The organism is Anaerofustis stercorihominis, from assembly GCF_024623185.1.
Lineage (GTDB): Bacteria > Bacillota > Clostridia > Eubacteriales > Anaerofustaceae > Anaerofustis.
In genome coordinates this window covers 225859-240656 of record NZ_JANJZK010000001.1, presented here as the reverse complement: position 1 = coordinate 240656, position 14798 = coordinate 225859, and the positions used below count along the sequence as shown (strand labels likewise).

At 31.5% G+C, this 14798-nt stretch carries 14 protein-coding genes; 7 read left to right on the top strand and 7 right to left on the bottom strand.

The genetic code is table 11. The features are described from left to right. Nucleotides 1-33: 33 nt before the first annotated feature. The 3 genes from NSA01_RS01250 to NSA01_RS01240 form a co-directional block, all read right to left on the bottom strand. Nucleotides 34-879: an aldo/keto reductase gene (locus NSA01_RS01250; RefSeq protein WP_257479705.1), complete on the bottom strand. Its 846-nt coding sequence runs from the start codon at nt 877-879 to the stop codon at nt 34-36. A gap of 57 nt (nt 880-936) precedes the next feature. Beyond that, on the bottom strand, nt 937-1623 hold the full coding sequence (locus NSA01_RS01245) for a hypothetical protein (protein ID WP_257479704.1): 687 nt from the start codon (nt 1621-1623) through the stop codon (nt 937-939). A gap of 134 nt (nt 1624-1757) precedes the next feature. Further along, entirely contained in the window at nt 1758-1961 is a 204-nt protein-coding gene (locus tag NSA01_RS01240) for a helix-turn-helix domain-containing protein (RefSeq protein ID WP_257479703.1), read from the bottom strand. 357 nt (nt 1962-2318) lie between these two features. Between NSA01_RS01240 and NSA01_RS01235 the strand changes: the two genes are divergently transcribed. From NSA01_RS01235 to NSA01_RS01220, 4 genes are all read left to right on the top strand, one after another. Then, complete coding sequence (locus tag NSA01_RS01235) at nt 2319-4235, top strand: aconitate hydratase (protein ID WP_257479702.1); 1917 nt, start codon at nt 2319-2321, stop codon at nt 4233-4235. A gap of 301 nt (nt 4236-4536) precedes the next feature. Continuing rightward, nucleotides 4537-5556 carry a methionine ABC transporter ATP-binding protein gene (locus tag NSA01_RS01230; protein WP_306813815.1) on the top strand — a complete coding sequence of 340 codons (1020 nt, stop codon included), beginning with the start codon at nt 4537-4539 and terminating at the stop codon, nt 5554-5556. Between the two features lies 1 nt (nt 5557). Further along, entirely contained in the window at nt 5558-6217 is a 660-nt protein-coding gene (locus NSA01_RS01225; RefSeq protein WP_257479701.1) for a methionine ABC transporter permease, read from the top strand. A gap of 29 nt (nt 6218-6246) precedes the next feature. Then, the gene (locus NSA01_RS01220; protein WP_257479700.1) at nt 6247-7062 is read left to right on the top strand and encodes a MetQ/NlpA family ABC transporter substrate-binding protein; all 816 of its coding nucleotides are present in this window, start codon (nt 6247-6249) and stop codon (nt 7060-7062) included. 182 nt (nt 7063-7244) lie between these two features. Here NSA01_RS01220 and thiC read toward each other — a convergent pair whose 3' ends face one another. The 4 genes from thiC to NSA01_RS01200 all read right to left on the bottom strand — a co-directional run bounded on the left by thiC (nt 7245) and on the right by NSA01_RS01200 (nt 11519). Beyond that, the gene (thiC, locus tag NSA01_RS01215) at nt 7245-8552 is read right to left on the bottom strand and encodes a phosphomethylpyrimidine synthase ThiC (protein WP_257479699.1); all 1308 of its coding nucleotides are present in this window, start codon (nt 8550-8552) and stop codon (nt 7245-7247) included. Nucleotides 8553-8948: 396 nt separating this feature from the next. Then, nucleotides 8949-9311, bottom strand: coding sequence for a hypothetical protein (locus NSA01_RS01210; protein ID WP_257479698.1), 363 nt, complete (start codon nt 9309-9311; stop codon nt 8949-8951). Between the two features lie 99 nt (nt 9312-9410). Next, a complete protein-coding gene (locus NSA01_RS01205; protein ID WP_257479697.1) occupies nt 9411-10589 on the bottom strand; it encodes a hypothetical protein in 1179 nt (392 codons plus the stop codon). Nucleotides 10590-10664: 75 nt separating this feature from the next. After that, the gene (locus NSA01_RS01200; protein ID WP_257479696.1) at nt 10665-11519 is read right to left on the bottom strand and encodes a putative manganese transporter; all 855 of its coding nucleotides are present in this window, start codon (nt 11517-11519) and stop codon (nt 10665-10667) included. 211 nt (nt 11520-11730) lie between these two features. On the opposite strand from NSA01_RS01200, the gene nadA reads away from it, so the two are divergent. The 3 genes from nadA to nadC are packed head-to-tail and all read left to right on the top strand — an operon-like array spanning nt 11731 to nt 14788. Beyond that, nucleotides 11731-12639 carry a quinolinate synthase NadA gene (gene nadA, locus NSA01_RS01195; protein WP_257479695.1) on the top strand — a complete coding sequence of 303 codons (909 nt, stop codon included), beginning with the start codon at nt 11731-11733 and terminating at the stop codon, nt 12637-12639. A 15-nt stretch (nt 12640-12654) separates the two neighbouring features. Beyond that, on the top strand, nt 12655-13962 hold the full coding sequence (locus tag NSA01_RS01190) for an L-aspartate oxidase (protein WP_257479694.1): 1308 nt from the start codon (nt 12655-12657) through the stop codon (nt 13960-13962). Then, a complete protein-coding gene (gene nadC / locus NSA01_RS01185) occupies nt 13934-14788 on the top strand; it encodes a carboxylating nicotinate-nucleotide diphosphorylase (RefSeq protein WP_257479693.1) in 855 nt (284 codons plus the stop codon). The genes NSA01_RS01190 and nadC overlap by 29 nt, the downstream gene beginning before the upstream one ends. The last annotated feature ends 10 nt before the right edge of the window (nt 14789-14798 follow it).

The window sequence follows — 14798 nt, the reverse complement described above, 5'->3', positions numbered from 1 at the left end:
CCTTGTAAATAATAATTTATTAAAAATAAATACTTAATCAAAATATACTCTTTCTCTGTCGGGATGTTCACCTGACCAACCGATTTGAGGAAGGCACATCAATTCATATTCGTCTTCTTTAGAAATTTCAAAATCAAAAACATCCATATTTTCTTTCATTCTTTCTATTGACGAAGACTTTGGAAGAGGCTGAACACCCAACTGTAAAATAAATCTTATACAAATTTGAGCTACGGATTTATTATATTTCTTTGAAAGCTCAATAAGTCTTTCTTCTTTTAATACCCTTGCCCTCCCTATGGGCGACCAGGCTTGAGGTAAGATATCGTTATCTTTTAGAAAATCAATGGCAGCCTTTTGAATATATCCCGGATGTATCTCAAGCTGATCTACCATAGGTTTGATTTCACAGTTATCTAAAATATTGCTCAAGTGATGAGGAAGAAAATTGCTGACACCAATGGATCTTACCCTTCCGTCTTTATAAAGAGTTTCTAAAGCTCTCCACGTTTCCAAATCAATCTTTTCCCAATTATTATTTTTTAAATCATTCTTCGGCCAATGAATTAGATACATATCAAGATAATCCGTTCCCAAATTTTTAAGCGATCTTTCAAATGATTTAATGGTATTATCATATCCCATTTCAGTCTTCCAAACTTTTGATGATAAAAATAAATCTTCTCTTTTAACATTCGACTTAGATATTGCCTCTTTAATCAAATCTTCATTATTATAAAAAGAAGCAGTATCGAAATGTCTGTATCCGGAATTAATAGCATTAATTAAAGTAGGGACATAATCACCGTTTCCCGCCTTGTATGTTCCGAAACCTATTTTATCTATGTATATACCGTTATTTAATTTATACTTTTCCATATTTTACTCCAATATTTTTTATTAATTATACTCTTTTATTTTTAAAATGCCTAATACTTAATAACATTTTTTACAAGGAGTATATCCCGTAGATTTAGCTTTCTTTATATCGACTTTATTGGGTTTTCTCATATGACTGCAGTACTTGTTTGAGTGATATTTGCTTCCTGTACGAGAAATATAGACATAAGTTATTTTATTAGAATTCTTTTTTAATTTTTGTTTTTTCTTTTTAAAGGCTTGTGCTCTTTTATCAATCACTCTAACTGTTATAACATTGCTTTTAACACCGCTTTCGCTATCTGTTATATATAGATCTGACTTTCCCTCCTTAAAAGATTTTACTATTATTTTTCCGTCTTCCTTATTTATTTTTATTATACTTTTATCGGCAGAAATATATTCTAAATTATTTATGTTTGCATCATCCGGGAAAACTTCAATATCTATAGCTTGAATAGAATTAATATCCATATTATAACTTTTACATGAGATATTAATTTTCTCAGGTCTAACAGGATTTGAAGGAACAAAAATAAAAGATAAAAATGAAATAAAGAAAATAATAAATCCAATTATAAGAACTTTTTTCTTCTCATTCTTATCGCTGTCAATTTTTTTATTATAGATGAATAAAACTAATAATAATGGTACCCACAAATATCTAAATAAAATTACGGATAAAATCATTAATAGTAAACTTCCTATTAAATATAAAAAACCTTTTTGCTTTATCTCTTCCATATCAATATCCTTAATTTTTATTTGATTTATTATGACATATAAAAAAAATCCATGTCAAGTTATAATAAATAAAACACTATATATCAAACAAAAACCATTGTACTAAATAAAAAACTCCTTAAATAAGGAGCTTTTTACTTGTCATCTTTAATAAATAAAGTATTCATATCACAATCGAAAGCATTCAATAATCTGTCAATCATATCAAATGATATTTTAGTAGTTTCATTCTTTACCAATTTATTCACAGTGTCATAATTACTGTTAATTGTTTTAACAAGCCAATATTTACTCCTATCGTTCTTTTCCAGCAGATACTTTAAATTTAAATAAACCATACTAATCACTTTCCTTTGTTTTATATTTATATTAACTATTCTATACAAAACTCATTTAAAATATAAGTACTTTATAGATGGTATAGTTATAAATGATATAGTTATTGTTGACTTATTTTTTTATCTTTGATATACTAAACTTGCAACAAATCAATCTTTTCAAACATAATTTGCTATAAGTGAGTCGCTAAAAGGAACTTCCGAAACCGGAGGTTCTTTTTAGATTATAACAAATTTATACAAAAAACAAACTATTTGCATAATTATTCTTTTTAATAATTATATATTCTATATTTATTGAAAATTCTAAACTTTTCTGATAGTATTATCTAAATGAAAATATAAGGAGATAAGTATATGAAAAAAACACTTACTTATAAGATATTAGAAAATCATCTTGTCAGCGGTGAAATGACACCGGGAGAAGGGATTGCCATTAAAATCGATAATACACTGACTCAGGATTCAACGGGAACTATGGCTTATTTACAATATGAAGCCATAAGTGAAGATAAAGTAAAAACAAAGAGATCTGTTGCATATATCGATCACAATATGCTTCAAACCGGTCCTGAAAACATGGATGACCATATTTACATACAAACAGTTACGGATAAAATAGGAGTTATATACTCTCGTCCGGGAAACGGGATTTGTCATAGACTAAACTTGGAGAGATTTTCCATGCCAGGAGAAACGTTACTCGGTTCGGATTCTCATACCCCTACATGCGGAGGCGTCGGTATGATTGCTATAGGAGCAGGCGGACTTGACATTGCGGCTGCAATGGCAGGAAGTGAATATTACCTTACTATGCCTAAAGTCGTAGGTGTAAAACTAACAGGTAAACTGGGTAACGGCGTAAGCGCAAAAGACGTTATTTTGGAAGTACTCAGACGACTTTCCGTAAAAGGCGGAGTAGGCAAAGTAATTGAGTATTACGGAGAAGGGGTTAAATCATTAACTGTTTCACAAAGAGGTTCCATCACAAACATGGGTGCCGAACTGGGCGCAACAACATCTATATTCCCTTCTGACAGCGAAACTTTAAAATTTTTTAAAGCACAAGGAAGAGAAGATGACTTTAAGGAACTAAGAGCAGACGAAGGATGTATATATGATGAAGATCTTGAAATCAACCTAAGCGAGTTAAAACCTCTTGCAGCATGTCCTCATTCTCCCGATAATGTAAAAGATGTAAAAGAACTTGAAGGAACAAAGATCACTCAAGTATCGATAGGAAGCTGTACGAATTCTTCATATGAAGATTTGATGACAGCAGCTAAAATATTAAAAGGAAAGACTATCGCAGACAATGTATCTCTCACTATAGCACCGGGTTCAAGACAAGTTCTTGACATGCTCTCAAGGGACGGAGGTCTTTCCGATTTAATAAATGCCGGAGCCAGGATACTGGAATGCGGATGCGGTCCGTGTATAGGTATGGGTCAAAGTCCAAACTCAGGCGGAGTATCGCTTAGAACATTCAACAGAAACTTCAAGGGAAGAAGCGGAACTGTTGATGCAAATGTATATTTGGTATCTCCAGAAGTAGCTGCATATTCTGCAATAAAAGGCGAAATAGCCGATCCTTACGGAAAAATTGATTTTGTCGTTGAAGAACCAAATGAATATATAATCAATGACAATATGTTCATTATGCCTAAACCTGATAAAAACAAAGTAAGCGTAAAAGGACCGAACATTAAGCCTTTCCCTAAAGCAAGTGTGATATATAATAATTTTGATTTAAAAGTCGTAACAAAACTTGAAGACAATATAACAACAGATGATATCATGCCTTCAAACGCAAAACTGCTTCCTTTCAGATCTAACATAGAATACTTAAGTGAATTTTGTTTAAGACCTGTAGACGAAAATTTCTCTAAAAAAGCAAAAGCAGAAGAAAAAGGTTCAATAATAGTTGCAGGCGATAACTACGGACAAGGTTCAAGCAGAGAACATGCGGCACTTGCACCTTTATATCTCGGAGTAAAAGTCGTTATAACAAAATCTTTTGCGAGGATTCATAAAAATAATCTGATCAATAACGGTATTGTTCCATTAACATTTACTGATGAAGCAGATTATGATAATATAGATATTGACGATATATTAAGTGCAAAAGATATGCTCAAACAACTTGACGGAGACGAGATAATCGTGAAAAACGAAACAAAGAATAAAGAATATAAATTAAAATTAGAAGTTTCCGACAGAGAAAGAATGTTACTTAAAAACGGCGGATTAATAAATTATCTCAAAAACAAATAAATTTTTTGTAAATTTAAAAGCTTTCTTTATAATGAAAGCTTTTTTTATTTAATCAAACATTAATACTATAAAAGATATATAACTTTTAGCTATATCAAGATATAAAGAAATAGAATTAACGAATAATGAAAATATATGATATACTAAAAAAAATCAAATTCAAATAAAAAGTTTTTTGTTTGTTGATTTATAGATATTTAAACGTCTACGGAATAAATAATCAGTTAAAAAAATTATAAACTTATGCTATAATATTATTTAACGTTTAAAAATTAATAAGAAAATGAGGAATGATGCTGTTATGGATTTAAATAATGAGAATTATCCGATTATAAAAATTGAAAACTTATATAAAACTTTTTATTCCAAAGACGGAGAAGTAAACGCTCTTAAGGATATAAATCTTGAAATAAATAAGGGAGAGATTTATGGGATAATAGGTATGAGCGGTGCAGGTAAAAGTACTCTTGTCAGATGTATAAACTATCTGGAAAAACCTACAAAGGGAAGAGTCCTTATTTCAAATAAAGATCTATCAAAACTAAACGACAAAGAGCTTAGAGATGTAAGGCATTCAATAGGAATGATATTCCAGCAGTTTAACCTTCTTATGCAGGAAACCGTGATCAAGAATGTAATGTTCCCTCTTGAAATAATAGGCACTAAAAAAGAAGAAGCACAGAAAAGGGCATTGGAACTATTAAATATAGTAGGACTTACGGAAAAGGAAAATGCATATCCCGCACAGTTAAGCGGAGGGCAGAAACAAAGAGTGGCAATAGCGAGAGCACTCGCATCAAATCCAAGCGTACTGCTTTGTGATGAAGCTACATCGGCTCTTGACCCTAATACCACATCTTCGATACTGGAACTTCTTAAAGATATAAATCAAAAACTTGGGATAACTATAGTGATAATCACTCATGAAATGAGTGTTGTTGAAGAAATATGTACTCACGTTGCGGTAATCGAAAATTCAAGGATTACAGAAACAGGAACGGTTGAAGATATATTTACTCATCCTAAGAGTAACTGGGCTAGAAACACAATAAATCCTGACAGTAAAAACATGAGCCCCGATATAAAGACAAATTCTCTTAGAATAGTATTCGACGGAAGCACGACCCATGAACCAATAATATCAAATATGATATTGGATCTAGGTGTAAAAGTTTCTATCCTTTACGCTAATGTCAAAGATATTGAGGGAAAAGCATTGGGACAGTTAGTAATAGAAATCCCAAAGGATAAAGAAGACAGAGAAAAGGTAATGAATTATTTAAATGAAAAAAATCTTGTAGTAGAAAGGGTGGAGGAATAATATGTTAACTGGTTCAGAATGGCAAATGGTTGGTGTAGGAATACTCCAAACTTTATATATGACTATAGTATCTACGGTTATTGCTTACATAATAGGGTTACCTATGGGGGTATTACTGGTAACAAGTGCTAAGGACGGGATAAAAGAAAATAAAATACTATTTAAGGTGCTTGATATACTAACAAATGTTTTAAGAAGCGTTCCGTTCCTTATATTACTTGTTTTGGTCATTCCACTTACAAGATTAATAGTAGGCACAACAATAGGTTCAACTGCTACTATCGTCCCGCTGGTAATAGGCGCAGCTCCTTTTATAGCAAGAATGGTTGAATCATCACTTAAGGAGGTCGATAGAGGGGTCATTGAAGCCTCGCTTTCTATGGGCGCATCTCCTTATCAAATAGTAAGTAAAGTTATGATTACGGAATCAATGCCGTCACTCATGGTTGGGTTTGCGATTTCAATAACAACAATTTTGGGGTATTCAGCCCTCGCCGGATTTGTCGGAGGCGGAGGTCTCGGTGATATAGCAATAAGATACGGATATTACAGATATCAATCAAATATAATGATTGTCACGGTAATATTACTGGTTTTAATCGTTCAAATTCTTCAGGCAATAGGAACAAAAATTGCGGCGAAGATTGATAAAAGAATATAATAAAAAATACATATGAGGAGAAAAAAATTATGAAAAAAGTATTAGCAGTATTATTAAGCGGAATTTTAGCCGTAGGTTTACTTTCAGGCTGCGGAAGCAGCAGTTCTGATGACAAAGTTATTAAAGTTGGTGCAACGGCAGTACCGCATGCGGAAATTTTAAATGCAGTAAAAGAAGATTTACAAAAAGATGGTTATACATTGGAAGTTACGGAATTTACAGATTATGTACAGCCTAACAAAGTTGTTGATGACGGCACTTTAGATGCAAACTTCTTCCAACATAAACCATACATGGATTCATTCAATGAAGAACAGGGAACAAAGCTTGTATCTGTAGGAACAGTTCACTATGAACCTCTTGGGATTTACGCAGGTAAATCAAAAGACATAAAAAACATTCCTGATAAAGCAACTATAGCAGTTCCTAATGATACTACAAATGAAGCAAGAGCCCTACTCCTTCTTGAAAAAAATGGTATTATTACACTTAAAAAAGGTGCGGGTCTAAATGCTACAGCAAAGGATATTGAAAAAAATCCTAAGAATGTAAAAATTCAAGAACTTGAAGCAGCACAAATTCCAAAGAGTTTACAAGACGTAGATTTTGCAGTCATCAACGGTAACTATGCTATGGAAGCAGGATTAAGCGTTAAGAAAGACGCTCTTGCAATCGAAACTGCTGATAGTGAAGCAGCTAAAACATATGCAAATATCATCTGTGTAAAAGAAGGAAATGAAAATACAGATAAGACAAAAGAATTATTAAAAGTACTTCAATCAGACAACGTAAAGAAATTTATCGACGGTAAATACGAAGGAAGCGTAGTTTCAATATTTGAATAAAATAAAAATAAAAAAAGGCAGTTTTAAACTGTCTTTTTTATTTCTTGATTATTAAACCAAGGATGACGATAGCCGTTATTTCAAAAATTTTGAATAAAAATTTTTGAAATAATTAAACTATGTATCCCCCACAGCTTTAACGGAGATTTTTGATACTTTTTATATCTAAAAAGTTCGGAGTTTTATTCATCAAAAATACTAACTATTTCCCCATCTAAAATTCTATTGGTGTTTTTTACTGCACAGAAATTACCACACATTGAGCACGTATCTTCTTTTTCAGGTTTTGCTTCTTCTCTGTATCTTCTTGCTTTCTCGGGATCGATACAAAGTTCAAACATCTTTTTCCAGTCAAGCTCTTTCCTTGCCAAACTCATTTTATTATCCCAGTTACATGCTCCATCTATACCCTTTGCAATATCCGCAGCATGTGCGGCAATTTTAGTCGCTATAATACCTTCTTTTACATCATCTAAGTTAGGAAGCCTTAAATGCTCTGCAGGAGTAACATAACAAAGGAAAGACGCACCGTGAGTTGCAGCAATTGCTCCTCCGATAGCTGAAGTTATATGATCATATCCCGGAGCAATATCCGTAACTATTGGACCGAGCACATAAAAAGGAGCACCGTAGCATAGCGTTTTTTGAATTTCCATATTAGCTGCAATTTGGTTTATAGGCATATGTCCGGGACCTTCAATCATTACCTGCACGTCTTTTTCCCATGCTCTTTTTGTAAGCTCTCCCAAAGTGATCAATTCTTCGATTTGGGAAGCATCCGTACCATCAGCAATAGAACCCGGACGACAAGCGTCACCTAAACTCATTGTTATATCATATTTATTACAAATATCAAGTATTTCATCATAATATTCATAAAAAGGATTTTCTTCTCCAGTCATCTCCATCCATGCAAAAATAATAGAACCTCCTCGTGAAACTATATTTGTAAGTCTTTTATTTTTCTTGAATTTTTTTACAGTTTCTTTATTAATCCCGCAGTGAATAGTCATAAAGTCAACGCCGTCTTCAGCATGCATTTTTACAATATCCAGCCATTCTTTTGCTGTTATCTTCATAAGCGCTTTATGATAATACACTACCGCATCATAAATCGGAACGGTACCTATCATGGCGGGACATTCACTTGTAAGACGTTTCCTAAATTTTCTCGTATCTCCATAAGAAGATAAATCCATTATTGACTCTGCACCCATTTTTACTGCATTATTAACTTTTTCTATTTCCATATCCATATCTTTAAAGTCTCTGGACACACCAAGGTTCACATTTATTTTTGTTTTTAACATCGAACCGAGACCGTTAGGCTCAATATTTTTATGAAGCTTATTACAAGGAATGATTATCTTTCCTTCGGACATAAGTTTCATTAGTTTACTTATTTCCATATTTTCCTTATTAGCAACTATTTCCATTTCTTTTGTAACAATACCTTTTCTGGCAGCATTCATCTGTGTCGTATAATTCATATCAGTTCTCCTTAATTTTTTCAAATAAAAAAGCTTATCCTCTGGATAAGCTTTAGAACTAACATATTATTTCGCTTACATATCATGGCATTATCCATACGAGGTTATAGGGTCAAAATTCGTTCGTATTTTTTCTCAGCCTACGCGTAAGCTCCCCTGCTTTTTTAATTGTATTAAAATATTAGCATTTAATTTATTTTTTGTCAAATAGAAAATTCTTTTCAAGTTTAGTATAAAGTCTAAATTTATCATTTCCCGGGAAATCGTGTAATAAAATATAATAAACTAATTACTTTATTAAAATACAAATTCAAATAATATTCCCGTCAAACAAATATTACAAGCCATATATTAAAATATATGTAATAAATACTTACTATTACAATATAATATTAATTATATAATAAAGAAATGATACATTAAAATCCCTATAATAATCCCGAAAATTAAACTTATAAAACATAGAGAAATAGTTTTGTTCTTAATTTTTCTTTTATCTAACTTAGCTTTTTTAATATAAATATCTTTATCTGTAAAATAATTTTTACCTAAATCAGTCAATTCAATATTTATTGGATAATCTTCCATATTGTCTATTTTTATAAGTCCGTTATCTTCCAAAGATTTTAGAGTATAAATTATATCTTTGTTATTGTCTATCTTTTCTTTAAAATATCCAAATGTAGTTTTATTAGCATCATTTTGAATATTAATTATTTCTTCTAATAAAGTTTCTTCATTATTATTTAACTCTTTCATTGATCAATGCCCTCTTTAAATTATATTTCATTATAACATTATGCTTAATAAAACGCAAAAAAAGACACCCTATAATAAGATGTCTTAATTAATATTAAATTATCTCCATTTATATAATCTATTGCCTTTTTGAACAATCTTAGTGCAGCCTTTTATTTTCTTGGCATTTTTCTTACCTTTTTTTGCATATAACTTATTATTCATAATTGTAGTCTTACCATATTTATTTCCTTTATAAGAATAAATAAGTAAAGCTTGACGACCACCTTTTATTGTATTATTTTTAATTACGTTTGTATATTTCCTTGTTATGTTATTTTTACCGAAGCTAGCAATGTTTAAACCAATGGAATATACAGAGTTCGTTCTCTTACCTTTTGATGTAATAGTATTATTCTCTACCTTCATTCCGGCAGTATTATGAAGAGCAACTGCCTCTGAAGTCGTACCAATTATTCTATTATTTGATAAAGTGATTTTCCTATGATATTTTTTTATATATTTATTTCTTTGAGTTGTTGTTTTATTCGCACAAATACCTCTTGATCCTCTTATTGTAGAATTTTTAACAATTATATTATAACAAGTCTGTCCCTTTACATACTTAGAGCCTCTTTTTGCAACGCTCGGTGCAGTGGCTTTTGTGGCTAAATCAATTTGCAAAGCCTCTTCAAGAGAATTTTTCTTTTGTTTTCCATAAGCCAAAAGAGTACATTTATCAACTGTTACATTTTTACACGCAATAAGTTCAATTGCATGACTTCTATAATTAGTATCTATTTTACATCCTATAAGTTTAATGTTTGAAGCATGTGCAAACCTAAAAGTGGATGTACTTCTCTTTGCTTTTTTGTTATCTTTAATTTTCCATGTTCCGCCTTTAATAGTTACATTTTTTGTTGATGCATATCCGGTCTTATCTACTTTATTATTTACAATCAATTTATTGGGATTGGTCATATATACTGTAGTCCCCTCCGCAATAATAGTGGTATTATCTCCTATTTCAAGAGCACAATCTATATTCAACGTTCCTTTAGGTAATATAATTGTTTTCTTGGAATTATTTTTAACAAGAGAAGCAAGAGATTTACCATTATAATTTGCAGTTTTTTGCCTAATAAAATTTATATTCCCGTCTTCATCATATCTACCGATTGTTAAATTATAAAAATGAACGGTATCTCCGGTAGAATGACAAAATACACTTGAAGGCATAACTAAAAAAAATGTTAAAACAAATAAAAACATAAGCAAAATTTTATGTATTTTTTTCATTTTAATTTCCCCTTTATATTTTTAATTTATTATATCATATAAATGATATTTTGTATTAAATTATTAAATATTTTACTATTTAACCCCTAAAATCTCCAGTGCTATACCACAAAAGATACTTATAAAATAAAGAATGGAAACTATTTTTATGTTTTCCAATTTATCCTTATTAACTTTAAATAAAACAAGGAGCCCTACCCCGGCACTAGATAACAGTCCTGACATCATTGCACCAAAACATATCGCTCCTTTTAAATACAAGTCTGTTATCACTACAGAAGCAGCACAGTTTGGTATAAGTCCAACCAGTCCTGCAAAAAGTGAGCCAATAATTGGAGTATTGAATATGAAATTAGATAAGTTATCCTCTCCTATAAAAGCAATGATTATATTTAATACAAATGAAATTATAAATATAAACACAAAAATATTTAATGTATGTTTTATAGCCGACATAATAAAACTTTCGCTTTCACTGCAGTCATCATGCATATGATTATCGGTTTCTCCCATATGCATTTTTCCATTTAAGGAACGCTTTCTAAAAATCAAATCCAAAACGATACCAAAGATTATACCAATAAACATCTTTAATAAGAGGACTTTAAGTATCATTGATATTGGTGCATTATTGGAGATCATTATGGGAAGCATTTCGTCGGAAGTAGATAAAAATATGGAAATCAAAGTCCCCAGCGTAACAATTCTTCCTGCATAAAAATTCGCAGCAGCAGTAGAAAATCCGCACTGAGGCACTATTCCAAAAATTCCTCCGAGTATAGGTCCCAGTATTCCCGCGTGTTCGATTATATGTACAAGCTTATCGCTTGTTTTATGTTCGATATATTCAAGAACTATATATGTTATAAGTAAAAATGGAAATATTTTTATGCTGTCCATAAAAGCATCAACAAAAGAATCCCAAAACATAACAAACCTCCATAATTATTACTATATTATACATTATTCAAAGATTTTTTAAAGATATAACACGAAGTAATTATAAAATAATCCTTTTATCTAAAAATAAAGTATTTTGCTATCAAATAAAAATTATTTATTTTCACTATTTTTTACACCTGTCTTGTCAGATGTTAACTTTAGTGGTATAATTGATTGCAAATTCTTTAAGGAGATGGATATGAACGATTTAGCAAATAAAATAGAAATACTAAAAAAAGAAAAGGACGCAGTAATACTTGCTCATTATTATGTGGAAGATGAAGTCCAGGAAGTTGCTGATTATGTGGGAGACTCTTTCTACTTAGCGAGGATCGCTACAAAGGTAAAAGAAAAAACTATAGTATTCTGCGGAGTTTCTTTTATGGGAGAAAGCGCAAAAATACTTAACCCCGAAAAAACAGTTTTGATACCCGATGAAACAGCAGACTGCCCTATGGCACATATGGCTACTATAGAAAAGATAGAACAAATAAAGAATGAAACTGAAGATGTAGCTGTAGTTTGTTATGTAAATTCAAGTGCGGCTCTTAAATCACACAGTGATGTATGTGTGACTTCTTCAAACGCCCTAAAAATAGTTAAAAATTTACCAAATAAAAATATTTTCTTTATACCAGATGAAAATTTGGGAAGATATGTAGCAAAAAAAGTTCCTGAAAAGAATTTTATATTTAACGACGGATACTGTCCTATACATAAGGAAATGACAAAAGATAATTTAATTAAAACAAAAGAAACTTATCCAAATGCAGAGGTTCTCATACATCCGGAATGTACTGAAGATGTACTCGAGATTGCTGATTACATAGGAAGCACTGCGGGGATAATAGACTATGCAACAAAAAGCGATAAAGATGAATTCATAATCGTAACCGAGCTTGGCGTTCTATATGAACTTAAAAACAAAAATCCTAACAAGAAATTTTATAATTTAGGCTGCGGACAATGCTGTCCCGACATGAAAAAGATAACACTTGAAAAAGTTTTAAACACTCTGACAAACAACGAATCAAAAGTAGAGCTTGATGAAGAACTTAGAAAAAAGGCATATAAACCACTTAAAAAAATGCTTGAGTTAGGAAAATAAATTAAGGATAAAAAAATGGAACTGAAAACTGATATTATAATCGTCGGAACAGGTGCCGCGGGATTATTTTCTGCATTAAATCTGCCATTAGACAAAAATATAATAATTATAACAAAAGATAAGGCTGAAAACAGCGACTCATTTTTAGCTCAAGGCGGAATATGTGTTCTTAAAAATAAAGACGATTATAAAAATTATTTTGATGACACCCTAAAAGCCGGACATTATGAGAATGACAAAAAGTCTGTAGAAATAATGATAAACTCTTCAAAAGAGATAATCGAAGATTTGGAAAAATATGATGTCAAATTCAAAAAGGATAACGGAAAATATGTATACACAAGAGAAGGAGCTCATTCTTCTCCAAGGATACTCTTTCATAAAGATATAACAGGTAAAGAAATCACTTCTAAACTTTTAAATGAAGCAAAAAAAAGGAATAATATAAAAATCATCGAGCAATTTACCATGGTCGATATAATAAATAAAAATAATAAATGCTATGGAATAATCGGTAGAGATAAAAAAGGCTCTATAATTCCAATTAAAGCCGATTACACGATATTTGCATGCGGTGGTATAGGAGGACTTTTCGACAACTCGACGAATTTCCCTCATATAACGGCAGACGGAGTAGCCATTGCAATAAATAACAACATAGAACTAAAGAATATCGACTACATACAAATCCATCCCACTACCTTATATTCAAAGAAGACCGGCAGAAGATTTTTGATTTCCGAATCGGTAAGAGGAGAAGGGGCGGTTTTATTAAATAAGGATATGAAAAGATTTGCAGATGAACTGCTCCCAAGAGATATACTGACAAAAAAAATATTGGAACAGATGAAAAAAGATAACATGCCTTATGTGTGGCTTTCCATGAAACCAATAGCTAATAAAGATATTAAAAGTCATTTTCCCAATATCTATGAACACTGCTTGAAAGAGGGATATGATGTAACAAAAGAGTGTATCCCTGTAGTACCTTCCCAGCATTATTTTATGGGCGGGATAAAAGTGGATTACAATTCCAAGACTTCGATGGAAAATTTATATGCCGTCGGGGAAACCAGCTGCAACGGCGTTCACGGTAAAAACAGACTTGCAAGCAATTCATTACTAGAAAGTTTGGTATTCGCCAAAAGAGCGGCAAAGGATATAACAAGAGAAAATAAAAAATCGGAAGATATAAAATTAAACATCGATTTAAGTAATTATAATGATTATAACAAATTACAAGAGTCATATAGAAAAATCGTACTTGGCGAAATCGAAAGGAATAAGAAAGAGTATGAACAATCAAATCACAATGAAGCTTAATATGGATAAACTGATATTACAGGCAATTGAAGAAGATATAACCAGTGAAGATATAACCACAAATGCAGTAATGAGAGAAAGTAAAACGGGAGAGGTTGACTTAATATGTAAAGAAGACGGGATAATAGCAGGTTTGGAAGTATTTAAAAGGACCTTTGAACTTCTTGATGAAAATACAAAAGTAGAATTTTATGTAAAAGACGGAGATAAAGTAAAGAACAAAGATTTAATGGGAAAAGTGACAGGAGATATAAAGGTACTTTTATCGGGAGAAAGGACCGCACTTAATTACCTCCAAAGAATGAGCGGTATAGCAACATACACAAGTAAGGTAGCAAGCCTATTAGAGGGTAGCAAGACAAAACTTCTCGACACAAGAAAAACAACACCTAACATGAGGATATTTGAAAAATACGCAGTTAAAGTTGGAGGAGGATATAATCACAGATATAATCTTTCTGACGGGATTTTACTTAAAGATAACCATATAGGTGCTGCGGGCGGAGTAAAAAAAGCTATTGAAATGGCTAAGGAATATGCTCCTTTTGTTAGAAAAGTAGAAGTGGAAGTGGAAAACTTGAATATGTTGAAGGAAGCATTAGATGCAGGTGCAGATATAATCATGCTCGATAATATGACCAAAGAAGATATGATCGAAGCCGTTAAATTATGTAAAGGCAAAGCAGTGACGGAATGCTCGGGAAATGTAACTAAAGAAAATATAAAACAGCTTACAGACATAGGAGTAGACTATATCTCAAGCGGGGCACTTACTCATTCCGCAAAAATTTTGGATATATCACTTAAAAATCTTCATGCAGTATAAAGGGAAAAAT